The organism is Pseudomonas sp. LBUM1643 (assembly GCF_059716215.1).
Genome location: NZ_CP166813.1, coordinates 2,506,712 through 2,530,567 on the forward strand (window position 1 = coordinate 2,506,712; position 23,856 = coordinate 2,530,567).

Sequence of the window (23,856 nt, forward strand, 5' to 3'; positions counted from 1 at the left end):
GCCATGAACGAGGCCTTGCTGCAGCGTCTCGAGACGCTCGAAGGGGAAAGCCAGGTGCGCCGTTTGATGGCGCGCTACATGGACCTGTGCGATGTGCCGAGGGCCGTGATCCAGGTTCATGAACTGGCGCAATTGTTTACCGTTGACGCGATCTGGGAAGGCGTCGGCAGCCAGACTGCACAGACCTTCGGCCAACACCGGGGGCGCGACGCAGTGGCCGCGTTTGTCGGGGGTTACCTGCCACCGTCGGATCACTTCCGGCTGAACCTGCATTACCTCACCAGCGAGTCGATTGTGGTCGACGGCAGCGGGGCGCAAGGGCAGTGGATCATGCAGCAGATTTCTACCTATGCCGATGGCCGCAACGAGTTGTTCGGCACGCGCTTGAACATCGATTTTCGTCGCGTCGAGGGTGTCTGGCTGATTACACATTTCCGCACGCAACGCTTGTTCAATACGGAGCTTTGCGCATGAGCATCTTTATCAGCGAATTCCTGCTCGGTGGCAGCGGCAAGCGCGTTGCCATCAAGGACTCCATCGACATCGCCGGCCACGCCACCCAATCCGGCAGCCGGGCCTTTGCCCACGCGTTGCCGGCCCTGCGCAACGCCGAGGTGGTCGATGCGATTCTCGCGGCGGGTTGGCAAATCGTCGGCAAGACCAACCTGCATGAGCTGGCGTTTGGCGTCACCGGCATCAACGACTTGACCGGCACACCGATCAATCCGCAGGCGCCGGACCGGGTGCCTGGCGGTTCGTCCAGCGGTTCGGCTGCCGCTGTTGCAGCGGGGCTGGCGGACATCGCCATCGGCACTGACACCGGCGGTTCGGTGCGGGTGCCAGCGGCCTGCTGCGGCATTGCCGGGCTGAAACCGACCTATGGCCGCGTCAGCCGCGTGGGTGCACATCCGGCCGCCTCCAGCCTCGATTGCGTGGGGCCTTTTGCGGCCAGCATGGATGACCTGATCGCGGCGATGCAGGTGATTTGCCCTGGTTTCCAGGCCCAGGGTTTGCCGTCGAGCAACGCCTCGGTGGGCTTTCTCGACGTGGCCTGCGATGCGCAGGTGCGAGCGTGCCTCGTCGCGGTCGCCGACCGTGCCGGCTGGCGCCGCAGCAGTGTGCAATTGAGTGAATTCGAAGCAGCGTTTACCGCCGGCCTGACGGTGATCAATGTTGAAAACTGGGCCGCGTTCGGCCACCTCACCGGCCAGGGCCTGATCGGTGCGGATGTCGAGATGCGCCTGTTGGCCGCCAGCCGCACCAGCGCTGCCGAACTGGCGCAAGCCGAACAGGTTCGCACGCGCTTCAGCCAGCAGGTGGATGCCGCGCTGGAGCAATTTGACGTGTTGCTGTTGCCGACGATGCCAAGCCTTCCTCCCACGCTGATCGAAGCCCGCAGCGCAAGCAAAGCCGTGGCCGGCATGACCCCGCTGGTTCGACCTTTCAACCTCAGTGGCCATCCGGCGCTGACGGTGCCGGTGGAACTCGATTGCGGCGGGTTGAAAGTCGGCCTTCAAATCGTCGGTCGAAAAGGCCAGGACGAACGGGTCTGCGCCTTCGGTGCGCAGCTGCAACACAGCATGGCCGGCGAACGTCCAGCCTTCCAGAAATCATAAAAAGAAGCCATGAGGAGAACCACATGAGCACTCATGAATATCGACTGATCGCCTCGTCGAAAAGCCCGGACGACCTGGTCCGGCATGACCGCGTCGACGTCTCGCTGTACAACGATCCAGCACTGTTCGAAGCCGAGCTGGAGAAGATTTTCTACCGCACCTGGGTGTGGGTCGCCCACGAAAGCGAAGTGCGCAACAGCGGCGACTTCAAGACCGCCACCATCGGCCGTCGTCCGGTGATTGTGGTGCGCGACAAGAAGAACACCATCAACGTGCTGGAAAACCGTTGCCGCCACCGTGGCGCCACCGTGTGCGAAAAGCACAAGGGCAACGCCACCGGTTTCACCTGCCCTTACCACAGCTGGTCCTATGGCCTGGACGGCAAGTTGCGTGCGCTGCCGTACCCGGATGGCTATGAGGGGATTCTGGAAAAGTCCGAACTGCCGCTGACCAGCCTGCGCGTCGAAAGCTACGCCGGGATGGTCTTCGCCAGCTACAACGACGAAATCGAACCGCTGGAAGAGTTCCTGGGCGGTGCGAAACACTGGATGGACCTGTTCATGAAGCAGGGCGCCGGTTACCCGATCAAGACCCAGGGCGAACACAAGTTCAGCTTCAAGGGCAACTGGAAGATCCAGCTGGAAAACACCACCGACGGTTACCACTTCCCGATCGTGCACAAGTCGTTCATGTCGTCGGTGGATGAAGAAACGTCGCAAATGCTCTCGTTCATGACCGATGAACAAGCAGTGACCCATTCCCTGGGCAACGGCCACAGCGTGATGGTGATGGTGCCGGAGCACGTCGATCTGGATCACGACGACGGCACCGAACAGTTGCAGGAGCGCTTCGCCCATGTGACCGAAGCATTGTCCAAAACCATGGAGCCGGCACAGGTACGGCGCATTGTGCGTTCGCTGCACGGTGCCGGTTTCAACCTGAACCTGTTCCCGAACGTCGCGATGTCGATGTCGTTTTTCCGCGTGCTGCGTCCGGTGTCGGTGACGGAAACCGAGATCCGTCACGTGGCCCTCGGCATGGATGGCGGCCCGGAAATCGCCAACCGCGAACGCATGCGCATCCACGAACATTTCCAGGGCCCGTTCGGTTTCGGCAGCCCCGACGATGCCGAAGCCTGGGATCGCGTGCAGCGCGGCTCGTATGCCGGCGTCGATGCGCCAATCCTGGTCAACCGCGGCCTGAACCGGGAAATCACTGCTGAAAATGGCGACAAGGTCAGCCACGCCACCGATGAAGGCGGCATGCGCGGTGCCTACGACATGTGGAAAAGGATGATGAGCCAATGAGCAATCACGACACCCTGAACGGTTTTTCCGGCCCGTTGGCCCAGGCCATCGAATTCATCTGGCGCGAAGCCGAACTGCTCGACCGCAAGCACTACGCCGAGTGGGCGACCTTGTGGAGCGACAACGGCCTGTACATCGTGCCGATCGACCCGGAGACCGAAGACTTCGAGGCGAACCTCAACTACGCCTACGACGATGCGCGCATGCGTGACCTGCGCATCGAACGCCTAACCGCCGGCTACTCGCCGTCGGCCGTGGACGCGGCGAAAACCATCCGCAGTGTCTCGCGTTTCCGTCTGGTGGAAGCGGCGGGCGACCTTGTTGAGGTCAACTCCGCACAGCTGCTGTACGCCTACAAGCGCGGCGTGCACACGCCGTTCGTGGCGGACCTGAACCACCGCATCCGCTTCACCAATGGCGTGCCGACCCTGGAACGCAAAGTCGTGCGGCTGATCAATTCCACCGACAGCCTGAGCGCGCTCGGCTTCCTTCTGTGAGGGCAACATCATGAGTCGAGTAGCCCTCGTAACGGGTGCTTCACGCGGATTGGGCGAGTGCATCGCCCGCCGTCTGCACGCGGCAGGTTATCGCGTCGGTCTGGCCGATGTGCGCCTCGACGGCGTGCAGCGTCTGGCCGCTGAACTTGATAGCAGCGGCGCGAGTGCCTTCGCCATCGAACTGGATGTGCGCAACAAGGCCGATTTCGTCCGGGCACGTGACCTGCTCGCCGAGCGTTGGGGTGGCACGGACATCCTGGTGAACAACGCCGGCGTATCGAAGGTGGCGGCGCTGATGGACATTACGCCCGAAGAGTTCGATGAGTCGATGGCGATCAACCTGCGCGGCACTTTCGTGGCGTGCCAGGTGTTCGGCGCGCACTTTGCCGAGCGTGGGTTTGGGCGCATCGTCAACATCGCCTCGCTGGCCGGGCAGAACGGCGGCACTGCCACCGGCGCGCATTACGCGGCGGCAAAGGGCGGTGTTGCGACGCTGACCAAGGTGTTTGCCCGTGAACTGGCGGCACAAGGCGTGACGGTCAACAGCCTCTCGCCGGGTCCGCTGGATTTGCCGGTGGTGCGTGAGTCTGTTGCGCCCGAGCGTCTGGAGCAGATTTTGAAAATGATTCCGGCAGGCACTCTCGGTGACCCTGAGTTCATCGCCGACGGCGTGTTGCTGTTGATCGCCGACAACGCTACCTCCGTCACGGGCGCATGCTGGGACATCAATGGCGGGTTGTTCATGCGCTGAGATTGGATGGGCTGATATGAACTGTGGCGAATGAACATTTGTGGCGAGGGGATTCATCCCCGTTGGGTGGCGCAGCCGCCCCAAAATCTCAGCAACCCTACAAATTTTACGACTGCTTCGCAGCCGAACGGGGATGAATCCCCTCGCCACAAAAGCTCGTTCACCACAAAAGTTCCCTCACCACAAAAGCTCTATAACCACAGCACCGTTTTCAACCTAAGGCTTTTTAATCGAAACAACCGTATTTCAGGTGACTCAATGATGAAGGTGAAGATCGAAAGGATCGTCGACGAAGCGCTGGATATCCGTTCCTTTCGCCTCGTGCGCAGTGACGGCCAGCCGCTCGACACTTATGAACCGGGCGCCCATGTCGACCTGACCGGGCCGACCGGGGTGACGCGTCAGTATTCGCTGTGCAGCCCGCCACAGGATCGCCGTGCGTACCTGGTGGCGGTCAAGAAAGAGGCACTATCGCGTGGTGGTTCACTGGCGCTGCACGAAAACGTGCAGGAAGGCATGGAGCTGGAAATGGGTGCGCCGCGCAGCCTGTTTCATCTCGATCCGAGTGCCACCGAGCACGTGCTTTTCGCGGCCGGGATTGGTGTCACGCCACTGTTGAGCATGGCCTATCGATTGACAGAAAGCGGTCAGCCGTATCGCCTGCATTACTTCGCTCGTTCGCCGGAGTACGCCGCTTTTACTGATCTGTTGGCCACCACGTTCGCCAACCACGTGCAGTTTCACTACGGCATCGAGCCCGCTGATCTGGACGCCGCGTTAAGTGAGTGCCTGAACCAGGCGGGCAGCGCCGCCCATGTCTATACCTGCGGCCCGGCGCCGTTCATGAACAAAGTGGTGGAAGTGGCCGCCCGCAGCCGCAGCGATGACGCCATTCATCTCGAACACTTTGCCGCCGATCCGGCCGCCAATGCCGGCCCCAGCGGCGGTTTTGAAGTCGAACTGTCCAGTTCCGGCGTGGTGCTTCAGGTGCCCGCCAGCACCAGCCTGGTCGATGTGCTGCAGGCCCACGGCTGCGACATCGATACCGAGTGTCGCGAGGGGATTTGCGGCACGTGCATCGTCGAGGTGCTGGACGGCGTGCCCGAGCACCGCGACAACTGTCTGTCGAACAAGGAAAAAGCCTCCAACAAGCAGATCTGCGCCTGTGTTTCCCGCGCTGTTTCCGCTCGTCTGGTATTGGACCTGTAATTGCATTGAACACTGGCAAGCGTAAGCCTGAGCCGGAAGAATAGCGCTCCGGCGGCCGTCGAAGGAGGAGCCAGCCAGGGATGACTATTTGCCGAACCGCTCGACGAAGCGGTCGAAAAATAACAATAAATACGCGTGAGGCTTTGCAGTGATGATGACTTCTTCGGCGGTTCGCAACGAGGCGTTCGAACATTGGTTAAACCAGGTCAACCAGGCGTGTGGGCGCTTCGATGCCCGCGCGCTGGACACGGATTTCTACGGTGAACTGGCGGAGTTTCGCAGTGGCGCGATCAACCTCAGTGTCGTCGATATGGCGCACGTGCACCTGTATCGCACCAGCAAGGACGTCAGTGTCAGCAGCGATGGTCATTACTACGCGGTGTTCCAGATGCGCGGCAGTTCGCAGCTGGAGCAGGTCGGTAACCGCGCTGAGCTGGGGTGTGGCGACATCGCCCTGATCGACGCCTGCCGCCCGAGCGACATGACCTACAACGACGATTCCCGGCAGTTGTCATTGATCCTGCCACGCCAGGTGGTCGAGCGTGGCTCGCACCTCAAAGCGCTCAACTGCGCCACCCGCATCGCGGCCACCACGCCACTGGCGACGATGGCCAACAAGCTGGTGCTGGAAACCCGGCAGCAGGAAAGCCTGGATATGCAGGAAAGCGAGGCGGTCCTCGATGCGCTGGTCAGCCTGTTGTTGCCGGGGATCAGTGCCCACGACAGTGGTGGGGATGCCCATGAGCGGCAGTTTCGCAAGATCATCGCCTACATCGACGAACACATCAGCACCGAAGAACTGTGCCCCGAACTGATCGCGCGCGAGGTGGGAATATCGGTGCGCGGTTTGTACCGGATGTTCTCCAAGCGCGGCCTGGTGGTGGCGCAATACATCAAGCACCGCCGCCTGGATTTCTGTGCGGAAAACCTGCGCCGCTCCCGTGATGAACAGAAGCTGTCGGCGCTGTGTTACGCCTGGGGATTTTCTGATTCCAGCTACTTCTCGTCAGCGTTCAAGTCACGCTTTGGCGTGTCACCCGGTGCGTATCGCAAGCGGTATAGCCAGAACTGACCACACATCCCCTGTAGGAGCTGCCGAAGGCTGCGATCTTTTGATTTTTCAAGATCAAAAGATCGTCCGAACGCGGCCCGAGCCTTCGGCAGCTCCTACAGGAATCTCCAGCGTACACAAATTAGTGTGGGAGCTAGCCTGCTCGCGATGGCGGAGTGTCAGGCGGCATGATTTTGGATGTGATGGCCTCATCGCTAGCAGGCTAGCTCCCACATTGGAATGGGGTGAACACACATTCTGTGTACGTCGCCGATTCCCTGTGGGAGCTAGCCTGCTAGCGATGGCGGCGTCATGATCGCCGCCAATCACTTAGTGCCGCACAGGCTCATCCGCCGGCAGATGCAGCACTTCTCTCACCAGCATGGCGATGCTGGTCACGCCCATTTTTTCCTTGATCTTGGTCCGGTGGACATCAACGGTTTTCACGCTGATGTTCAGTTCCCGGGCGATGACTTTGCTGGCCTTGCCATCCACCACCAGCATCAACACTTCGCGTTCCCTGCTGGTCAGCAAGGCCAGTTTGCCTTGCATGTGCTGGCGCTGCTGCTGATCGGCCTGGGCATGCACGGCGACCTTCAACGCCGCCTGGATGCGGTCGATCATCTGCTGCGGGTTATAGGGCTTTTCGACGAAGTCCAGCGCGCCGTTCTTCATGGCGGTCACCGACATCGGAATGTCACCATGGGCGGACACGAAGATGGTCGGCAGGGTGCTACCGCGCTGGTTGAGGATTTCCTGCAGTTGAAAGCCGCTGGTCTCCGGCATGCGCACGTCCAGCACCAGGCACGCGGGCTGTTTGGGATCGTACTGGCTGAGAAACTCTTCAGCGCCGGCAAAGCATTGCGCTTGCACGCTCACCGACTCCAGCAACCACGCCAGCGAGGTGCGCAGGTCTTTGTCGTCATCAACGATGTAAACAATCGGTTTGCGGTTTTCCATCAGGGGACTGCCACGAGAATTTCTAATTATTGTTTTCGCACGCGAGCACGCTGCGGCGGACATCAGCCCTCATCGGAGCCAGTCAGCAGAATACCCACTGCGAAGGGCCGTGACGATAAAGAAACCACCTAGTCGACTAGCGGAAAGCCAACCTCGTCATGGGGATCGTCAGGATGGTTGCGCACGCCGCCGGGCTTTAGTCTTGTTCCATCACCTACGGGCCGCGAACGGGCGGTCCTCCTGAAAGGAAGGGGCATCGACATGGCCGACCTGAGCCAGCAGCAAATCGACTTTCGCAACGCCATGGCGCAGTTGCCTGCCGCGGTGAACATCATCACCACCAACGGCCCCGGCGGACGCTGCGGCATCACCGCCAGCGCGGTGTGCTCGGTGACCGATTCGCCGCCGACTGTGTTGGTGTGCGTGAACCGTGGCAGCGCGACCCACGATGTATTTCGTGCGAACGGGCGCCTGTGCATCAACGTCCTGTGCGGCGAGCAAGAGGACCTGGCGCGACACTTTGCCGGGATGACCCAGGTGCCCATGGCGGAACGTTTTGCCTGGGATCTGTGGGACGGCGGTGAAACGGGTGTGCCGGTGCTGCGAGATGCGCTGGTGCAGCTGGAAGGGCGTATCAGTGAGTGCAAGGAAGTGGGGTCGCATTCGGTGATGTTCGTGGAGTTGTCGAAGGTGGGCGTGCGCGGGGAAGGGGATAGCCTGGTGTATTTCAATCGGCTGTTTCACCGATTGGAGCATGCGGCTGCGGCTTGCTGAGAGACAGCGTTATCGTTCTTCGCGGGCAAGTCACGCTCCCACAGGATTGTGTGGCGAATACACCCTTTTTGAACGCCGCAAAACCCTGTGGGAGCGTGGCTTGCCAGCGAAGGCGGTGTCCGTCGACATCAAAGCCACCCCACGCACACTCCCCAACATGTTCATCATCAACCCTGAGCGGGACGTCGAAACCCTCCTGGTTCACGCCTGCGAATCGCTGGCCTCGGCCAATGTCATGGCCATCGACCTGGCCGATCATCTGGAATGGCCGAGCCGCAACTCCCTGCTCGGCATCGCGCAAGTCATCATGCTCGGTGAACTGGCGGTGAACTGGCGGTGAACTGGCGGTGAACCGGGCGCTGGATCGATTCGAACCACCTCAACACTTGAATACCTAGACGCAACCTTCACGGCACAAACCCTGTAGCAGCTGGCGAAGCCTGCGTTCTTGTGGCGAGGGGATTTATCCCCGTTCGGCGACGTAGTCGCCGCGAAACCGGCACACGCGGTATGCCAGATTCATCTGGTCGCCCTGATTTGGGGTCGCTTCGCAACCCAACGGGGATAAATCCCCTCGCCACAAGGACGCAGCTTCGCCAGCTGCCATAAGGACGCAGCTTCGCCAGCTGCCCCAAGGACGCAGGCTTCGCCAGCTACTACAGGGGGCATAGTGCGCCATTGATGTGAAGGGCTTGCTTAGAACGTCGTGGCGAAAATCACCTGGCTGTAGAGGTTCTTGTCGTTGTTGCCCAGCTGCGTACCGCCCTGATCGGCGCTCTTGTCCGGCTGGAACAGGCCGATCAGCGGCATCACGCTAAGGTTTTCATTGACGTGCCATTCGGCGTACAGGTCGGCTTCGTGGCCATCGGCGTTGCCCAGGTTGCGATCGATGGTGTCGAAGTTGAAATACATCGCGCCGACCGTCAGGTTCTCAAGTGGCGAGACGCTGAACTTGACTTGCTGGATGCGCGCGTTGCTGTTGAACGGACCGGCATAGTTGCCTGCCACCTCACCCTGGAACCAGGTGCCGAAGCCACGACTGAAACCGTAGAACAGCGTGTCGTAGCCTTCCGAAAAACGGCTGTAGCGGTAGCTGACATAGGGCGACCAGGCCACGTCGGAAAAGGTCCAGCCGGCTTCCAGGTACCAGGCGTCTTCAGTCGAGGTGTGAGGCTTGTCCTGTCTGGCGTATTCACCGGAGAGGAACAGGTCTTTGACGCCGGCATTGCCGGTAGCGCGCAGGCTGTAGGTCTTCATGCCGTCGCGTTCGAGTTGAATCGGCGAGGCGTACTGCTCGTCGACGTCGGTGGTGTCGATGTAGGTCAAGCCGACGGTGCCGACGTCGGACACGTGTTCCAGCGTGCCAACGTACATTTCGGTCATGGCCTGGGCGCGGTTGTTGGATTTCAACCACATCAGGTCCCCACGCCAGCCTTCCTTGCCACCGATGCGCAACACGGCGGTCTCATCGAACGCCTTGCGCGCGGCCAGCCAGTAGGCGCCGCCACGGTTGAACTCACCGTCGGCCAGGCCCTTGCCCATGTTCAATGCGTCGCCATCAATCAGGAAACCATCACCGACCACGATGTTCTGGCGGCCGAAGGACAGGTCGATACCGTCGTCCCCCAAAACCGGGAACAGGTCTTTTGAACGCCAGCCCAGGTAAGCGTCTTCGAATTTTGTGGTGCGCTCCGAGCCATCGCTGAAACCCGCAGCATCGCCGTCGCCCCAGGTACCGGAGCTGAGCAGGTTCGCGGCGCCATACGCGGTACCCGCGCCAGCCAGACCCTTGTCAAAACTCAAACCGTATTTGAGATAGCCCTCGCGCCATGACGATGAGCCCTCGTCGAGACGGCCCGACAGCGAATAGTTTTCCTGGCTGTGGAAAATGCCGAAAACCGCTTCCAGGGTGGCGTTCAGGTGGGTGTCGTCGTCGGCGTACAGTTCATAGGCGCCGGCGTGACTGGCGCTGATCATCAGCGCGAGCGTCGAGAGGCGAAGCAAGGGGGACTTGAGCATCGTGTGGCATCCGTTCTTGTTCTTGAACGCAGGGTTGCGGTCTCTTTCGATACTACGGCCGTGAACTTTTTCGCCCTTTTGTGTGGTTGCCAAAGAGTTGGTTGTGCTTGCCAAAATGCAGTGCTGCATCAAACGTCCGTCGCGACGTGAAATCGCTTGTGGAGCTGTGTAGGCCTGTTGGCCTGTTAGCCTGTTAGCCTGTAGGACTGTAGGACTGTAGGAGCTGTCGAGTGAAACGAGGCTGCGATCTTTTGATCCTGTTTTTAAAGTGCAAGATCAAAAGATCGCAGCCTCGTTTCACTCGACAGCTCCTACAGACCTACAGACCTGCAGACCTACAGGCCAACGAGCCAACGAGCCAACGGTCAAACGGGCCAACGGGCCAACGGTCAAACGATCCAACGATCCTGCAGATGAGTGTTTGGCAGCCTCGCCAATACGACTGGCACGCAGGGAAAATCCTGCGCATCAATGACCATCGACAATCCGTACCAACCCAGCCGATGCCTCCCGCACCGGCCTTATCAGTGTTGGTGTTCGTCGACTGACGGGCACGCGGATTTCAAGGTCGTTTTCTTATGTTCACCTCGCTGCGATTGCCACTTTTCGGTCTGCTTTCACTCACCCTGGCCAGCGCCGCGTTCGCCGCAGACTGCACGCCGGACCAGGGCCACGGTGCCCAGGTGTTTGCCAATGAATGCGCGGTTTGCCATTCGGTCACCAAGGGCGATGCCGGCATGATGGGGCCGAACCTGGCGGGCGTGGTCGGGCGCAAATCCGGTTCGCTGGCAGGCTTCAACTATTCCCAGGCCATGCGCAACAAAGACATCAACTGGCAAGCCGAGAACATCGCGCAACTCATCACCCAGCCCCAGGCATTCGTGCCGGGGACTTACATGCCTTACATGGGGCTGGCTTCGGCGCAAGACCGTCAGGCGGTCGTGTGTTTCCTCAAAGAACAACAGTAATCAGCCGGTTTTCCGGTTGAACCACTCGACTGAGTCAAAGGTGATTTATGAGCAACGTTGAAATTCTGCCCCAGGTGGCTGCTTTCCTTGAGCGTCGTCATGGCTGCTTTATCGATGGTCAATGGGTGTTCGCCGAAGGGCAAAGCATCGCCGTGGTCAACCCGGCTACCGGACAAACCCTGTGCGAAACCCTCGATGCGCCGCTGGAAATCGTCGAGCAAGCCGTACAGTCCTCCCACAAGGCTTTCAAGTCCGGCGTCTGGTCGGGTTTGCGCCCGGCCGACCGCGAACGCATCCTGCTGAACTTCACCCGTCTGGTGGAAGAACACGCCGAGGAACTGGCCCAGCTGGAAACCCTCAGCCAAGGCAAGTCGATCAACATGGCCCGCGCGCTGGACCTGAATGCCACGGTCGAGTTCATGCGCTATATGTCCGGTTGGGCGACCAAGATCGAAGGCCAGACCTTTGACGTGTCGATCCCGCTGCCACCCGGCGCCAAGTTCACCGCCTTCACCAAACGTGAGCCGGTGGGTGTGGTGGTCGGGATCGTGCCGTGGAACTTCCCGCTGCTGATCGCCGCCTGGAAACTCATGCCGGCCCTGGCCACCGGTTGCACGGTGATTATCAAGCCCGCGATGGAAACCCCGCTGACTGCCATGCGCCTGGCCGAGCTGGCGCTGGAAGCAGGTATTCCAGCGGGCGTGTTCAACGTTGTGACCGGTGGCGGGGCCTCGGTGGGTGGCGTGCTGACGGCGCATCCGCTGGTCAGCAAAGTCTCCTTCACCGGCTCCACTGCCGTGGGCAAAAGTGTGGGGGTGGCATGCATGGCAAACATGACGCGCTTCGCCCTGGAGCTGGGCGGCAAGAACCCGATGATCGTGCTCGCCGATGCCGACATCGAAAAAGCCATTCAGGGCGCGATCCTCGGCGGCTTGCTGAACAGCGGCCAGGTCTGCGCGGCAGCTTCACGTTTTTACGTGCACCGTTCGATCCACGACCAGTTCGTCGAGGGCCTCGCGGCCGCGGTATCGGCCATGCCGATTGGCGCGGGCATGAACTGCAACGCGGCGATCAATCCGCTGGTGTCGCGCAAGCAGCAGCAAGGCGTGCTCAAACACATCGAACTGGCTCGACAGGAAGGTGCGCGGGTGGTATCCGGGGGCGAGTTGATTGAAGGCGATGGCTTCTACGTGCAGCCGACAATCCTCGCCGACATCGACCACAGCATGACCGTGGCGCGGGAAGAAGTGTTCGGCCCGGTGTTGGGCGTGATGCCGTTCGACGATGAAGACGCCGTCATCGCCCTGGCCAACGATAACCGCTACGGCCTCGCGGCGAGCTTGTGGACCAACGACCTGAGCAAAGCGATGAACCTGGTGCCACGCATCGAAGCCGGCACCGTGTGGGTCAACGCCCACGTCCTGCTCGACCCGGCGATGCCCTTTGGCGGGGTCAAGCAATCCGGCATGGGACGCGAATTCGGCCGTGCGGTGATCGAGGCGTACACCGAGCTGAAGTCGGTGTGTATTGCGCATTGATGTGGCTGCACGCGAGAGGCTGGGTTAGGGGCTGTGCATGAGGTGGTGGCGAGGGAGATAGCTCCCTCGCCACTATTTTTTTTTGATCTCGATAATCGTTTTAACCAGCAGTCCGATGTGGGTGCGATGGACTACCTCCTGCTCAGGCACAGGTTTTATCTTGCTTGTGCCAGCCATTTTCAAACTCAAGGTTGAGTTTATGAAGTTCATGGTCGAGGTCGTTGATCGTGTTTATGGCAGCCAGTAAATCTGCCTCCCCAGTCTTGGCTTCCAGGTATAGCCCACGCAAGTAGCGATCATTGACGGTCGGAATCTTGTCGGTCTTTTCCCAAATCGCCACCGCCTGGGAGGTGAGCCCGACAATATTGGCCAGCCGTTCTTGCGACAGGCCCAGCTCTTTGCGCAGGAAACGAAATTCAGCGCCGGTAAGCGCTGTCGGTTTTTGCGCGATTGTTTTGCCGATAAAGTCGTGAAGACCCTCGACATCCGTGATGGCAACAGACTCGCCATAGGCAGTCTCTTTCACCACGTAGCCGTTGCTGAGCCAGATGTTTGGCAGGCCGCTTTCAACGTAGTGGTACATAAAATTATTTCTCCTTTTGCATCGCGGTCACTACGACAAGGAATCTCCCGCTTTCATCGACATCAATCGCGCCGACAATCTGCAGGGGGGACCCTGCCCTGAACCAGGAAACACTAAATCTCCAATCACCTCCGGGTGCTTGATAAGGACCGTCGGTGATCTGTCCTCTGCGCAGACAATCCATGACATCAGGCATGGTTATCTCCCGCTCGATCATGCGCGAGCGTGCGTGTCTGGAGTAAAAGACACGCTCGGACTTCTCCGAAATCTCCCTGATTATTTCCCGGGCTTTCTTTCTCGACAGCGGAAACGGCAGTAGGTCAGTCATGAGTTATCTATAGTATTTATAGGTTCCGACAGCCTAAAGCTCAAGGATTAATTGTCAAAGCGCGGAAATAAAATGAGACACGTGGCAGAGTGCAAGCAGGATGCCCGAGGGTATAACCGGGCAAACGCTAGTGAGGCATCAAGGAGGTGCTCAATGCTTCAGCCAACAACGTCCGGTTTGGCTATTTTGACTCAGTCAATTTTCAGATCACTGGGTGTCGGCGCTGATTCGGCAGGCTTTGTCTTGCCACCGTGTCGGCATGCGGTGGTGTGTCTTGTCGATGGACTGGGTGCTGATCTGCTGAGTCGTTATGCCCACCGGGCGTCGTATCTTGGGTCGTTGTGGAACCGTGCGGAAGGGCAGGTGTTGCGCTCGGGCTTTCCGTCGACCACGGCTGCCAGCCTGGCTTCGCTGGCCACGGGAATAGATAGCGGTGGCCATGGGATTGTCGGCGCCGCTTTCAATCTGGATGAGGGGCAGTTCAATCCGTTGTCCTGGCAAGTCTGCGAGCCGGGCACGGGTGAGTTCCACCGGGCTGCTGGGGAGGATGATGTCGTGTTAGGCCGTTCGGCCTGGTTGGAGGGCGTGGCGAGCGGTGTGTCGATCAATGCGTTTTTGCCTGCTGCCATTGCGGATTCGTCTTACACGCGCAGGGTGTTCAAAGGCGCGGACGTGATTCCGGTTCGCGGCACTGACCATTTGATTGAGTGTTTTCGGTCACTTCCCAAGCGCACTCAACCGCAGATGTCGTATGTGTATTTCAGTGAACTCGACCATGTCGGGCATTTGCAGGGTCCGGGATCGGAACCTTGGCAGGCGGCGCTTCAAGACATTGATCGGCGAATTCAGCGTTTGCGTGAGTGCATTGATCAGGACACGGTACTCATCGTGACTGCTGACCATGGAATGACGACGCTGGACGAGGCCCGGGTGGTGGATTTTGATGTGAGCCCCGACCTGCAGAGGGGCGTGTCCAGTGTGTGCGCGGATATTCGCGCCAGGCATGTTTATCTGGACACTGCCATGGAGGCTGAAGTGTTGATGCGGTGGCGCGATGTTCTTGGGGCCCACTTCAGGGTGCACGCGCGAGAAGAAGCGGTTGCCCTTGGATTGTTTGGGCCGCAGGTGGCGGAGTCGGCTTACAGGCGCATCGGCGATCTGGTGGTGATTGCGGGCGAGGGTGCGGGATTGGTTCGATCCGTGCGCGAGCCGTTTCAGACATCCTGGATCGGGCATCACGGAGCGCTGACGGATGAAGAACAGGTTGTGCCGTTGATTGTCACGAAGGGCAGCAGGTAGTGGCCACGACGCAATTCCTGTAGGAGTGAGCCTGCTCGCGATCGCGGTCGTGTATTCGGTTAAGGCGTTGGCTGACACAGCCTCTTCCCGAGCAAGCTTTGCTCCTGCAAAGGGGAAGATAAATCCTTTGCCGTATGTCGGAGCCCAGGAACCGCTACGTGGCGCAACTACCCAACCATAACAACAGTTGGGAGTCCGGCCATGAATGACGATCGCAAGAAGCAAGCCCTGGAAGCCTGGTACCAGCTCCTCAAAGAGCCTGAAATCCGCATGGACAGCGAAGAGCAGTACGATGAATTGCTTAAGGCCGCCGATGAGATGGAGCGGGCCGGGCTCATTACCAGCAGCGAATGGCGCAGGCTGGTGCGCGAGGCAGGAACGGCGTTTGCGCAGGCGACCGAGGGCATCAGCGGGGGCACCTGATATCGGCGGGGGCACCTGATAAGGGAGAAATCGAAGCTGTAGGAACTGTGTAGGAGCTGTCGAGTGAAACGAGGCTGCGATCTTTTGATCTTGATCTTTAAAAACAAGATCAAAAGATCGCAGCCTCGTTTCACTCGACAGCTCCTACAGGGTTTCTACGTATGCAAGTGTTTACGCATTCACGCATTCACGCATTCACGCATTCACGTTTCAACGCACGCATACACCACCAACTCCACCAACATCTCCTCCCTGGCCAGGCCCGCCACCACCACGGCGGCCCGGTTAGGGTAGGGCGCGTTGAAGTAGTCGGTGTACAGCGCATTCACCGTCGCCAGGTAACTGCGGTCGGTGACGTAAATCAGCACCTGGGTCACCGCATCAAGCGAGCTGCCAGCGGCTTCAAGCGTGTGACGCAGATTGTCCAGGGTCTGTCGGGTCTGGGCTTCGATGCCACCCGTTACCACCTGGCCTTCACGGTCGATGGGGATTTGTGCGGTGTACAGCGTGCCGTTGCCGACGACGGCCCACTCCATCGGTGCGCGTGAGGCGAAGAGGTCGGTCTTGATCGCATATTTCATTGATGAATTCCTGAAGCGTTTTTAAAGAGTTTGATCAAGCGTCGCTGCTTTCACCGGCGCCCCGGCGCCGCGATTCTTCGGTGCTCTCCACCAGCACCCGTTCACCCAGCTTTTTCAACATCCCCCATACCTCGTCATCCACCTCCAGACCGTCCGCGAGCGACTGGCTGTGTTTGCCGGCCAGGCTGAGGCGTGGCAGCAGGGTGAAGTGGCGGGATATCAGCACATTGATGCTCTGTTCATCGCTCATGGCCGGTTGCGGCAGCTCATGCACCCGCAGTGAAGGATGACTGTCGCCGGCACTGAATGTCGCGACCAGCTCCTGACGCGCATCCCGCCAGTACACGCAAAAATTCAGGCCCTGATCGGCGCAGCGCGCAAGGTAGCCGAGCAGCAGGATGCGGTTATGGCAGTGACGAATCCGGATGAACGCGCTGCCGCCACGCAAGGCTTTGCTCACACCCAGCTCGACGGCTTGAGCGGCGCAGCGCAACACGCTCTGGCCATGAGCATCGAGGGTCAGTTGCGCGGCGTCTTCGTAGCAGGTTTCGATCGGTCGATCGACCTCGTCGTGAAGGAACGCGAGGGCTTTTTTCAGCGCGCCGATGCCGTCGAGCCCCTGTTGTTGCAGGCGGGCGATCATGTCGGCGGCGTCGTCGCAATCGCCGGGCGCAAAACCCAGGCCTTCGAACGCCTTGCGGCTGATCACCTGCACTTCGTTGAACGAAACACGCATCAGACTTCTCCGCTCAGTGTGGGCATGACGGCAAAATTCCAGTCATCGCTAAAAGGCTGGCCGATTTCACTCACTAAAGGTGCACCCTGAAACAAGGTGATTCGTACCCAGCGGCTGGATTTCGGATCGAACTTGCCCGCGCCGAAGAACGCCAGTTTGCAGCGCAGCAAGTCAATCGGCAGCATGCTGCGGTCCATCAGGTTGGCGCGGATTTCCCCGTAGGCGCAGCGGGCCATGCCTTGCAAGCGGCAGACCGTGCCTTTGAAGTGCGGTCGGGCCAGCAGAAAATGTGCGGTCAGCTGCTGCGGATGCTGTTCCATGTAGGCGATCAGTGCGGCGTGGCAGCGCTGGATGTTGTGCGCAATGCCCAGCTGCATTTCCTTTTCGGCGCCGGGCTCCATGGCGCGCTCGCCCAAACGCGGCTCCTCCTTTTCTGCGGAGCGATACCAGAAAAAATGATTGGCTTCGGGGTCGTTCAAGTCGAAATCCAGCGCCCAGCGGTAGTGGTCTTCGATCAGTGTGCGCAGCTCGGCCAGGGGCATGTCGGCGTTGAGTCGAAAGCCTTCCTTGACGGCCATCTGTTCGGCCAGCGGGTCCACCTGTTCCGGGTACAACTCCAGCAGCAGGCTGACCAGCAATTCCTGACAGCCCTTGCTGCCATGGATCTGGGCCCAGGCCTGGATGCGCGGCCAGAGGTCGGCGCAGACCGGCTGACTGTCGAACCACTCGACCAGCAAATCCAGATCCGCCAGGGTGCGCTGATCGATCACGCTTTGGCGCTGATCGTCAGTGACGCTCTGCTGCACATGCCGGCGTGCCCGCTCCAGCAAAGTCCGCATGCGCTGAACCTTGGGAAGATCGGCGGCTTGCTCCATGACCCGCGCCAGGGCGGTCTCTTTGGCCCATACCCATTGATTGACCAGTTGCGGGTGATTGACCAGGAACGGCGCCATGCCCAGCCCGGTGGAGTTGCCCACCCCGAGATAACGCTGCAGGGCAACATCCAGCCCGACGGCCCGTTGCGGATTGCGCGCCCGTGCCATGTGTTCGATCTGCTCGATGCTGAAGTGCCGCAGCAAGTACACCGTGAACATCTGAGCGCTGAACGGTTGCGTGAAATCCGCAGTGCCTTGCAGGCAGCTGAAATCGGCGATGCCGAACTTGCCGTTGCCGTACACGGCGGTGGTGCGATACAGGTAGCCGACTTCGGCGAGCTGTTGCGGTTGTGGCTGAACACCCTCGGCGAGGGCGCCGAGGAAGCGGTCGAAGTTGCGCAGGCTGCGGTTGGCCCGCGACAACACCAGTACGCGGGCATCAAACCGGCCGGCTTCCTGCAGCGGAACGTTGCGTCGCAAGTCCGCCAGTTGTTGCGCATCCACATCCCCGGCGACCAGGACAAAACTGACGTCCCACTGATCGGCGATCACCCGGTCACTGCGTTTTTCCGGCGGCAAATAAGCGGAGAAGATCACGCAATGGTAGTGCGCGTGAGGGGTGTCGATTCGATAGATCGCGGTGCCGAAGCCGTCGGCATCCAGGTCGAAACAGCTGCGCTGGATGCGCCATTGCTCGTTCATCATGCGGCGCATGCTGCTGCGTACGAAACTCAAACGACTCTGGAAATGGCTGCCCAGCCGATCAAGGTCCATGACCTGATCGGCAGGGCGCAGGGCCGGCGGCGTGGCTTCGGAAGGGGAATACGACATCGTGGTAATTCCTGAACGATTCATGGTCAGACTGCCTGTTCACGGGCCATGTGCCGGGCGATCTTTAGCGCATCCCACAGGGACGGCAGGATCAGGAGCGACACCGGAACGGCGGTGATCACGATAAACGATTGCAGTGCAGTAACGCCGCCCGAACCGATGGTGATCAACACGACAGCGGCCAGGCCCATGCCAATCGCCCAGAACGCCCGCAGCCATTTTTTCGGTTTGTCATTGCTCGACATCGCCATCGCCACGGTGAACGCCATGGCATCACCGTTGGTGGCGACCGAGATAAAGCTCAAGAACAGGAACAGCGCCGACACCAGGCCGCCCAGGGGCAGGTTTTGCGTGACGCCCAGCAGCAGCGACTCGGGTTGTGCACCGTTGGCGGTGACGATGCCCGGTGTTTGCAGTTCCATGCCGATGCCGGTTCCGCCGACCACGGTGAACCAGAACATGGTGACGATGGGCGCGATGATCGACAGGGTCATGATGACTTCGCGGATCGTGCGGCCACGGGAGATCTTGGCCACGTAGAGCGCCACCATCGGCGCGTAGCCAATGAACCAGCCCCAGTAGAATACCGTCCACCAGTCGAGCCATTTCGGATCGGCGCGGAACAGCGTCATCGGAATGAACTGCTCCAGGTGCAAGGCGAACGCCGTGGGGAAGCCGCCGAGGATGAACGCGGTCGGACCGAACACCACCATGAAAATCGCCAGGCCGATCATCAGCCATACGTTGATTTCACTGACGAAGCGGATGCCCTTGAGGCCCACCAGACAAGACGTGGTGTACATGACCGTGACCAGAATAATGGTGATGGCCTGGGTGGTCAGGTCGTTCTGGATGCCCCACACCGAGTGCAACGCGCTGCTGATTTGCAGGCCCAAAAAGCCAATGGGCCCGATGGTGCCGGCGACCACGGCGATGATGGACGTGGCGTCTGCCAGTGTACCGATCGGACCTTTAAGCGCACGTTCGCCCAGCAATGGGTAGAGCAGGGTGCGTGGCGCCAAGGGCAAGCCTTTGTCGTAATGCAGGTGCATCAGGACGATCGCCAGCAGGCTGCCCAGTACCGCCCAGGCGAGAAAACCCCAGTGCACGAAGGATTGCGCCAGTGCGACATGCGCCGCGGCTTCGGTGTGCGGCTGCACCCCGGCGAACAGCGGCGGCGGGCTGGCGAAGTGCATCATAGGTTCCGCGGCCGCCCAGAATGCACCGCCACCGGCGAGCAGCGCGCACATGATCACGGCGATCCAGTTGAAGGTGCTGGTGTCGGGTGGCTGGTCAATGCCACCCAGACGCACACGTCCGCATTTGCTGAAGCAGATGAACAGGCTGACGGCGAAGGTCAGCAGCATCAGGATTTGCCAGTACAGGCCGAAGAACTTCGTCGACCAGGCGAACAGCGTGTTGACCAGATTCGAGGTGCCTTCGATGTCGACCAGCGCGGCAATCAGGAAGGCGCCCAGGAAGCCGCCACTGATCAGGAACAGCGGCCAGTCGATGTCTTTTTTCGGCGTTGCAAGGGCCAGCGGCTGGCCGTCGGCTTGCAGTGTGGTGGATGTTTTCATGATGCCTCCAAAATACGCGCTTGAGGCTGTGCATCGCCGGTCGGGGAGATGAACGGGAGGCTATTGTTTTTGTTGTTCATGGTGTCCTCACGGTGGATATCAGGGGTCAGACGATTGCAGAAGTGGCGGTTTCCAGCAGACGCAGCCAGTTGAGTCCCATGATGTTGCGCACATCGTCCTCGGTGAATCCGCGCGCGCGCAGGCCCTGAGCGATCACCGGGAAATCCCGGCTGTCGCGGAACCATTGCAGCGGTGACGGCCAGTTGGCGTTGTCGGCCGATCCTTCGCCGTAGTCCTTGTCTTTGCTCCAGCGTCCGTTGCGCATCCATTCCAGTACGCTCAGGGGTTGTTGCTGGCACAGGTCGGTGCCGATGCCGATGTGCTCGACGCCCATCAGGTCGGCGGTGTTGGCGACCATGTCGCAGAACGACTCGAGGGTGCAGCCCGACGCGCCTTTGAGGTGAAACGGATAGGTACTGAAACCGAGCAGGCCGCCGGACTCGGCGATGCCGCGCAGGACGGCGTCGGATTTGTTGCGCTTGGCGGCGTGGAAGCTCGACGGGTTGGCGTGGGACACAATGACCGGCCGGCTCGACAACTCGATCGCTTCCAGGGTGCTGCGCTCGGCGCTGTGGGACATGTCGATCAGCATGCCGACGCGGTTCATTTCGCTGATCACCTGGCGGCCGAAGCGGCTGATACCGTTGTCTTCAGCCTCGTAGCAGCCGCTGGCCAGCAAGCTCTGGTTGTTGTAGGTGAGCTGCATTACCAGAACGCCCAACTGACGGAAGATCTCCACCAGGCTGATGTCGTCTTCGATGGGTGAGCAGTTCTGGAAGCCGAAGAAGATCCCGACGCGGCCTTCCTGGTGTGCCAGACGAATATCGGCCGCCTCGCGAACCGGACGGATCAGCTCGGGCCAGGTCTCGAAACGCCGGTTCCATTCGCCCAGTCGCGAGAGGGTTTCCCGGGCGTTTTCGTGGTACGCGATGGTCGCGTGCACGGCGCTCAGGCCACCGGTCTGCATCTGGCGAAAGATGTCTTCGCTCCAGTTGGAATATTGCAGGCCATCGATCATCAATAAGTCGTGCATGGTGATCTCCGATTCAGGGACGCACGTAGGTGGTCTTGACCACGGTGTAGAACTCGCGGGCGTACTGCCCCTGTTCACGCGGGCCGAAGCTCGAGTTTTTGCGACCGCCGAAGGGCACGTGGTAATCGGTGCCGGCGGTGGGCAGGTTGACCATCACGCAGCCGGTGCGGGCGCGGCGCTTGAAGTCACTGGCATGGCGCAGCGACTGGGTGATGATCCCCGCTGTCAGGCCGTACTCGGTGTCATTCAGCGTGGCGAGGGCCTGTTCGTAGTCGTCGACCCGGATCACGCAGGCAATCGGCCCGAAGACTTCTTCGCGGTTGATGCGCATGTCGTTGCGGCTGTTGATGAACAGCGCCGGGCGCATGTAGTGCCCGGCAGGTTCCAGTGCCAGCAACTCGCCGCCTTCGACCAGCGTGGCGCCTTCGGCCTTGGCCAGTTCCAGGTACTGCAGGTTCTGCTCCAGCTGGCGGGCTTCCGCGACCGGGCCGATGTGCACGCCTTGTTCGAGGGCATGGCCGACTTTCAGTTGGCGCATGCGGGCGGTCAGTGCCGCGACGAAGCGATCGTGAATTCCGTCGCAGACGATCAGGCGTGATGAGGCGGTGCACTTTTGACCGGTGCCGAAGAAGGCGCCGTTCAAGGCGCATTCAACGGCGATTTCCAGGTCGGCGTCGTCGAGTACGACCAAGGCATTCTTGCTGCCCATTTCCAGCTGGCAGCGCACCAAGTTGGTGGCCGTGGCCACCGCGACGCGGCGTCCGGTTTGCAGTGATCCGGTGAACGTCAGCGCATCGATATCCGCTGACTGGATCAGGCTTTCGCCCACGACACTGCCACTGCCCATGACCAGATTGAACGTGCCCGCTGGCAGCGCCTGGCGGCTGATGATTTCGGTGAGTACCCAGGCACTGGCCGGGACCAGGTTTGCCGGTTTGAACACCACCGCGTTCCCGAAAGCCAGGGCCGGGGCGATCTTCCAGGCAGCGGTGGCCATGGGGAAATTCCAGGGGGTGATGATGCCGACCACGCCCACCGGTTCGCGCTGCACTTCAATCTCGATACCAGGGCGCACGGACGCGGCGGTCTCGCCCATCTGGCGAAGCACTTCGGCGGCGTAGTAGTGGAAGAACTGGGCCGAGCGATTGACTTCGCCGATGCCCTCGGCGAGGGGTTTGCCTTCTTCCCGGGAGAGCAACTGGCCGAGCTCTTCCTTGCGCGCCATCAGCTCGTTGCCGATGGCCATCAGCACCTGTTGGCGCTGTTCCAGGCCGGTCGCTGCCCAGAGCGGCTGAGCGACACGGGCGGCGGCGATGGCGTTGTTGGTTTGTTCGGCGCTGGCTTGCTGGTATTCACCGATCAGGTCGGCGACGTCGGAAGGGCTGCGGTTGGCGATGACGCCCACACCTTCGCACCAGTCGCCAGCGATGTAGTTTTTATAAGTTTGCGTTGCCATGAGGAACCTCCGATTGCGTGGTTCCCATCTTGCGAGTATTAATCTGCAAATAAAAATTAATAATAGAAATGAAACGATAAGGAAAACTTACCATGCTGCCCGAGCTGAAAATCACCCAGCTGCGCTATTTCGTTCTCGTCGCGCAGCTCAAAAGTTTCCACGGCGCGGCTAAACAGGCCTATCGCACGCAGCCTGCGTTGTCCCTGGCTGTTCGTGAACTGGAGCAGAAGCTGGGGCAAGCGCTGTTCGAGAAGGGCGGCAAGACCGAGTTGACGCCCTTTGGCGAGCATTGCTTGCCGCTGTTCCAGGACTTGCTCGCGCACCACGATCGTATCGCCAGTGAGGTGAGCTTGCTGGCCCGGCACGAAATCGGCCAGGTCAGCATCGCTACCGTGCCTTCCGTGGCGAGCCGGTTATTGCCGCAACTGCTGGCGCGGTTTGTCAGCGAGCACCCGAAGATCCAGATCAGCATTCAGGACGGAAACGCGGACAGCGTGCAGCAACTGTTGTCCCAAGGTCAGGTGGATTTCGGCATCAGCAGTGTCTGGATGCCGGATGAGAACATTGAATTCGTTCCTATCCTGAGCGATCAAGTGGGCGTGGTGTGTCGCAAGGATCACCCGCTGGTTGCCCAGGGTGGAGCGTTGCATTGGTCTCGCTTGCAAGATTACCCGCTGGTGCGCAACGGCACCTCGCGTTTGCTCGAAGGCACGCAGGCGGCGGGGTTGCTGGAGAGCAGTCTGCTGTTTGTCTCCAACATGATTTCGCTGATCGCGATGCTTGAGGAGGGGATCGGCATAACCACGTTACCTTCGTTGGCGTTCCCGGTGGGCAATGAACAGTTGGTGTTCTTGCCGCTGGCGGAGCCGAAAGTCGAACGGCAGATCGGGATCCTGTGCCGCAAAGGTCGCAGCCTGTCGCCGGCGGCGGCGGAGTTGATGACGTTTTTGCGGGGGAATATGCAGGTGAAGTGAGAGAGGGTTGATAGCTTGCGGTGGCGTTGTATCAGGCGACATTGGTGCTGGATGACAGTCCGTCATCGCGAGCAGGCTCACTCCTACAATGGAATGTGTGGCCGTCCCCAAATTTTGCGTCCGCCGCAGTTCACTGTAGGAGCGAGCCTGCTCGCGATGAGGCCCACACATTCAACATCTCCATTGCCTGACACACCGCCATCGCTGGCAAGCCAGCTCCCACAGGGGATTTGTGGTGTGCCCAGATTTTGTGTCCGCCGCAGTTCAATGTAGGAGCGAGCCTGCTCGCGATGGGGCCCGTACATTCAACATCACCATTGCCTGATACACCGCCATCGCTGGCAAGCCAGCTCCCACAGGGGATTTGTGGTGTGCCCAGATTTTGCGTCCGCCGCAGTTCACTGTAG

25 protein-coding genes are annotated in these 23,856 nt (G+C 60.3%); 15 read left to right on the forward strand and 10 right to left on the reverse strand.

Annotation, left to right across the window (positions count from 1 at the left end; genetic code table 11):
• Positions 1–3: 3 nt before the first annotated feature.
• From ACA063_RS11290 to feaR, 7 genes are all read left to right on the forward strand, one after another.
• Positions 4–474: a nuclear transport factor 2 family protein gene (locus ACA063_RS11290; RefSeq protein WP_497665915.1), complete on the forward strand. Its 471-nt coding sequence runs from the start codon at positions 4–6 to the stop codon at positions 472–474.
• Positions 471–1,616, forward strand: coding sequence for an amidase (locus ACA063_RS11295; protein ID WP_497665916.1), 1,146 nt, complete (start codon positions 471–473; stop codon positions 1,614–1,616). Before ACA063_RS11290 ends, ACA063_RS11295 begins: the two co-directional genes overlap by 4 nt.
• A gap of 23 nt (positions 1,617–1,639) precedes the next feature.
• The gene (locus tag ACA063_RS11300) at positions 1,640–2,923 is read left to right on the forward strand and encodes an aromatic ring-hydroxylating oxygenase subunit alpha (RefSeq protein WP_497665917.1); all 1,284 of its coding nucleotides are present in this window, start codon (positions 1,640–1,642) and stop codon (positions 2,921–2,923) included.
• Entirely contained in the window at positions 2,920–3,420 is a 501-nt protein-coding gene (locus ACA063_RS11305; protein WP_497665918.1) for an aromatic-ring-hydroxylating dioxygenase subunit beta, read from the forward strand. Before ACA063_RS11300 ends, ACA063_RS11305 begins: the two co-directional genes overlap by 4 nt.
• Before the next feature lie 10 nt (positions 3,421–3,430).
• On the forward strand, positions 3,431–4,171 hold the full coding sequence (locus ACA063_RS11310) for an SDR family NAD(P)-dependent oxidoreductase (protein ID WP_497665919.1): 741 nt from the start codon (positions 3,431–3,433) through the stop codon (positions 4,169–4,171).
• A gap of 258 nt (positions 4,172–4,429) precedes the next feature.
• A complete protein-coding gene (locus ACA063_RS11315; protein WP_497665920.1) occupies positions 4,430–5,380 on the forward strand; it encodes a PDR/VanB family oxidoreductase in 951 nt (316 codons plus the stop codon).
• Between the two features lie 151 nt (positions 5,381–5,531).
• Positions 5,532–6,452, forward strand: a complete 921-nt coding sequence (gene feaR, locus ACA063_RS11320; protein WP_497665921.1) for a transcriptional regulator FeaR — start codon at positions 5,532–5,534, stop codon at positions 6,450–6,452.
• Between the two features lie 309 nt (positions 6,453–6,761).
• Here the strand turns inward: feaR and ACA063_RS11325 are convergent, their stop codons facing one another.
• On the reverse strand, positions 6,762–7,391 hold the full coding sequence (locus tag ACA063_RS11325; protein ID WP_162440369.1) for a response regulator transcription factor: 630 nt from the start codon (positions 7,389–7,391) through the stop codon (positions 6,762–6,764).
• Positions 7,392–7,652: 261 nt separating this feature from the next.
• Here ACA063_RS11325 and hpaC point away from each other — a divergent pair, with 261 nt between their 5' ends.
• Positions 7,653–8,165, forward strand: coding sequence for a 4-hydroxyphenylacetate 3-monooxygenase, reductase component (hpaC, locus tag ACA063_RS11330; RefSeq protein ID WP_497665922.1), 513 nt, complete (start codon positions 7,653–7,655; stop codon positions 8,163–8,165).
• Positions 8,146–8,505: a DUF6124 family protein gene (locus tag ACA063_RS11335; RefSeq protein WP_497665923.1), complete on the forward strand. Its 360-nt coding sequence runs from the start codon at positions 8,146–8,148 to the stop codon at positions 8,503–8,505. The genes hpaC and ACA063_RS11335 overlap by 20 nt, the downstream gene beginning before the upstream one ends.
• Before the next feature lie 356 nt (positions 8,506–8,861).
• On the opposite strand, the gene ACA063_RS11340 is transcribed toward ACA063_RS11335, so the two are convergent.
• Positions 8,862–10,184: an alginate export family protein gene (locus ACA063_RS11340; RefSeq protein ID WP_497665924.1), complete on the reverse strand. Its 1,323-nt coding sequence runs from the start codon at positions 10,182–10,184 to the stop codon at positions 8,862–8,864.
• A 413-nt stretch (positions 10,185–10,597) separates the two neighbouring features.
• On the opposite strand from ACA063_RS11340, the gene ACA063_RS11345 reads away from it, so the two are divergent.
• The 3 genes from ACA063_RS11345 to ACA063_RS11355 are packed head-to-tail and all read left to right on the forward strand — an operon-like array spanning position 10,598 to position 12,690.
• On the forward strand, positions 10,598–10,732 hold the full coding sequence (locus tag ACA063_RS11345) for a hypothetical protein (RefSeq protein ID WP_497665925.1): 135 nt from the start codon (positions 10,598–10,600) through the stop codon (positions 10,730–10,732).
• Between the two features lie 30 nt (positions 10,733–10,762).
• Positions 10,763–11,152 (forward strand): c-type cytochrome, encoded by a 390-nt coding sequence (locus ACA063_RS11350; RefSeq protein ID WP_497665926.1) that lies wholly within the window; start codon positions 10,763–10,765, stop codon positions 11,150–11,152.
• A 47-nt stretch (positions 11,153–11,199) separates the two neighbouring features.
• Positions 11,200–12,690, forward strand: a complete 1,491-nt coding sequence (locus tag ACA063_RS11355) for an aldehyde dehydrogenase family protein (RefSeq protein ID WP_497665927.1) — start codon at positions 11,200–11,202, stop codon at positions 12,688–12,690.
• Between the two features lie 142 nt (positions 12,691–12,832).
• Here the strand turns inward: ACA063_RS11355 and ACA063_RS11360 are convergent, their stop codons facing one another.
• Together ACA063_RS11360 and ACA063_RS11365 are read right to left on the reverse strand one after the other, a co-directional pair.
• Complete coding sequence (locus ACA063_RS11360) at positions 12,833–13,273, reverse strand: helix-turn-helix domain-containing protein (RefSeq protein ID WP_497665928.1); 441 nt, start codon at positions 13,271–13,273, stop codon at positions 12,833–12,835.
• Between the two features lie 4 nt (positions 13,274–13,277).
• Positions 13,278–13,601: a DUF4258 domain-containing protein gene (locus tag ACA063_RS11365; protein ID WP_497665929.1), complete on the reverse strand. Its 324-nt coding sequence runs from the start codon at positions 13,599–13,601 to the stop codon at positions 13,278–13,280.
• Positions 13,602–13,754: 153 nt separating this feature from the next.
• Here ACA063_RS11365 and ACA063_RS11370 point away from each other — a divergent pair, with 153 nt between their 5' ends.
• Both ACA063_RS11370 and ACA063_RS11375 read left to right on the forward strand, forming a co-directional pair.
• Positions 13,755–14,900 carry an alkaline phosphatase family protein gene (locus tag ACA063_RS11370; RefSeq protein WP_497665930.1) on the forward strand — a complete coding sequence of 382 codons (1,146 nt, stop codon included), beginning with the start codon at positions 13,755–13,757 and terminating at the stop codon, positions 14,898–14,900.
• A 201-nt stretch (positions 14,901–15,101) separates the two neighbouring features.
• A complete protein-coding gene (locus ACA063_RS11375; protein WP_497665931.1) occupies positions 15,102–15,323 on the forward strand; it encodes a hypothetical protein in 222 nt (73 codons plus the stop codon).
• Positions 15,324–15,526: 203 nt separating this feature from the next.
• On the opposite strand, the gene ACA063_RS11380 is transcribed toward ACA063_RS11375, so the two are convergent.
• The 6 genes from ACA063_RS11380 to ACA063_RS11405 all read right to left on the reverse strand — a co-directional run bounded on the left by ACA063_RS11380 (position 15,527) and on the right by ACA063_RS11405 (position 22,475).
• Positions 15,527–15,904: a RidA family protein gene (locus tag ACA063_RS11380; protein WP_194693446.1), complete on the reverse strand. Its 378-nt coding sequence runs from the start codon at positions 15,902–15,904 to the stop codon at positions 15,527–15,529.
• Between the two features lie 34 nt (positions 15,905–15,938).
• Positions 15,939–16,640, reverse strand: a complete 702-nt coding sequence (locus ACA063_RS11385; protein WP_497665932.1) for a DUF3726 domain-containing protein — start codon at positions 16,638–16,640, stop codon at positions 15,939–15,941.
• The gene (locus ACA063_RS11390) at positions 16,640–18,346 is read right to left on the reverse strand and encodes a hypothetical protein (protein ID WP_497665933.1); all 1,707 of its coding nucleotides are present in this window, start codon (positions 18,344–18,346) and stop codon (positions 16,640–16,642) included. Before ACA063_RS11390 ends, ACA063_RS11385 begins: the two co-directional genes overlap by 1 nt.
• A gap of 26 nt (positions 18,347–18,372) precedes the next feature.
• A complete protein-coding gene (locus tag ACA063_RS11395; protein ID WP_497665934.1) occupies positions 18,373–19,926 on the reverse strand; it encodes a BCCT family transporter in 1,554 nt (517 codons plus the stop codon).
• 106 nt (positions 19,927–20,032) lie between these two features.
• Positions 20,033–21,019, reverse strand: coding sequence for a dipeptidase (locus ACA063_RS11400; RefSeq protein ID WP_194693442.1), 987 nt, complete (start codon positions 21,017–21,019; stop codon positions 20,033–20,035).
• A 13-nt stretch (positions 21,020–21,032) separates the two neighbouring features.
• Positions 21,033–22,475 carry an aldehyde dehydrogenase family protein gene (locus ACA063_RS11405; RefSeq protein WP_497665935.1) on the reverse strand — a complete coding sequence of 481 codons (1,443 nt, stop codon included), beginning with the start codon at positions 22,473–22,475 and terminating at the stop codon, positions 21,033–21,035.
• Positions 22,476–22,567: 92 nt separating this feature from the next.
• Here ACA063_RS11405 and ACA063_RS11410 point away from each other — a divergent pair, with 92 nt between their 5' ends.
• Positions 22,568–23,449 carry a LysR family transcriptional regulator gene (locus tag ACA063_RS11410; protein ID WP_497665936.1) on the forward strand — a complete coding sequence of 294 codons (882 nt, stop codon included), beginning with the start codon at positions 22,568–22,570 and terminating at the stop codon, positions 23,447–23,449.
• Positions 23,450–23,856: the final 407 nt, after the last annotated feature.

Excerpts from the sequence above, each read along its gene's own strand:
- ACA063_RS11290 (WP_497665915.1), top strand. The coding sequence starts at position 4 with ATGAACGAGGCCTTGCTGCAGCGTCTCGAGACGCTCGAAGGGGAAAGC.
- ACA063_RS11295 (WP_497665916.1), top strand. The coding sequence starts at position 471 with ATGAGCATCTTTATCAGCGAATTCCTGCTCGGTGGCAGCGGCAAGCGC.
- ACA063_RS11300 (WP_497665917.1), top strand. The coding sequence starts at position 1,640 with ATGAGCACTCATGAATATCGACTGATCGCCTCGTCGAAAAGCCCGGAC.
- ACA063_RS11305 (WP_497665918.1), top strand. The coding sequence starts at position 2,920 with ATGAGCAATCACGACACCCTGAACGGTTTTTCCGGCCCGTTGGCCCAG.
- ACA063_RS11310 (WP_497665919.1), top strand. The coding sequence starts at position 3,431 with ATGAGTCGAGTAGCCCTCGTAACGGGTGCTTCACGCGGATTGGGCGAG.
- ACA063_RS11315 (WP_497665920.1), top strand. The coding sequence starts at position 4,430 with ATGATGAAGGTGAAGATCGAAAGGATCGTCGACGAAGCGCTGGATATC.
- feaR (WP_497665921.1), top strand. The coding sequence starts at position 5,532 with ATGATGACTTCTTCGGCGGTTCGCAACGAGGCGTTCGAACATTGGTTA.
- ACA063_RS11325 (WP_162440369.1), bottom strand. The coding sequence starts at position 7,391 with ATGGAAAACCGCAAACCGATTGTTTACATCGTTGATGACGACAAAGAC.
- hpaC (WP_497665922.1), top strand. The coding sequence starts at position 7,653 with ATGGCCGACCTGAGCCAGCAGCAAATCGACTTTCGCAACGCCATGGCG.
- ACA063_RS11335 (WP_497665923.1), top strand. The coding sequence starts at position 8,146 with ATGCGGCTGCGGCTTGCTGAGAGACAGCGTTATCGTTCTTCGCGGGCA.
- ACA063_RS11340 (WP_497665924.1), bottom strand. The coding sequence starts at position 10,184 with ATGCTCAAGTCCCCCTTGCTTCGCCTCTCGACGCTCGCGCTGATGATC.
- ACA063_RS11345 (WP_497665925.1), top strand. The coding sequence starts at position 10,598 with ATGAGTGTTTGGCAGCCTCGCCAATACGACTGGCACGCAGGGAAAATC.
- ACA063_RS11350 (WP_497665926.1), top strand. The coding sequence starts at position 10,763 with ATGTTCACCTCGCTGCGATTGCCACTTTTCGGTCTGCTTTCACTCACC.
- ACA063_RS11355 (WP_497665927.1), top strand. The coding sequence starts at position 11,200 with ATGAGCAACGTTGAAATTCTGCCCCAGGTGGCTGCTTTCCTTGAGCGT.
- ACA063_RS11360 (WP_497665928.1), bottom strand. The coding sequence starts at position 13,273 with ATGTACCACTACGTTGAAAGCGGCCTGCCAAACATCTGGCTCAGCAAC.
- ACA063_RS11365 (WP_497665929.1), bottom strand. The coding sequence starts at position 13,601 with ATGACTGACCTACTGCCGTTTCCGCTGTCGAGAAAGAAAGCCCGGGAA.
- ACA063_RS11370 (WP_497665930.1), top strand. The coding sequence starts at position 13,755 with ATGCTTCAGCCAACAACGTCCGGTTTGGCTATTTTGACTCAGTCAATT.
- ACA063_RS11375 (WP_497665931.1), top strand. The coding sequence starts at position 15,102 with ATGAATGACGATCGCAAGAAGCAAGCCCTGGAAGCCTGGTACCAGCTC.
- ACA063_RS11380 (WP_194693446.1), bottom strand. The coding sequence starts at position 15,904 with ATGAAATATGCGATCAAGACCGACCTCTTCGCCTCACGCGCACCGATG.
- ACA063_RS11385 (WP_497665932.1), bottom strand. The coding sequence starts at position 16,640 with ATGCGTGTTTCGTTCAACGAAGTGCAGGTGATCAGCCGCAAGGCGTTC.
- ACA063_RS11390 (WP_497665933.1), bottom strand. The coding sequence starts at position 18,346 with ATGTCGTATTCCCCTTCCGAAGCCACGCCGCCGGCCCTGCGCCCTGCC.
- ACA063_RS11395 (WP_497665934.1), bottom strand. The coding sequence starts at position 19,926 with ATGAAAACATCCACCACACTGCAAGCCGACGGCCAGCCGCTGGCCCTT.
- ACA063_RS11400 (WP_194693442.1), bottom strand. The coding sequence starts at position 21,019 with ATGCACGACTTATTGATGATCGATGGCCTGCAATATTCCAACTGGAGC.
- ACA063_RS11405 (WP_497665935.1), bottom strand. The coding sequence starts at position 22,475 with ATGGCAACGCAAACTTATAAAAACTACATCGCTGGCGACTGGTGCGAA.
- ACA063_RS11410 (WP_497665936.1), top strand. The coding sequence starts at position 22,568 with ATGCTGCCCGAGCTGAAAATCACCCAGCTGCGCTATTTCGTTCTCGTC.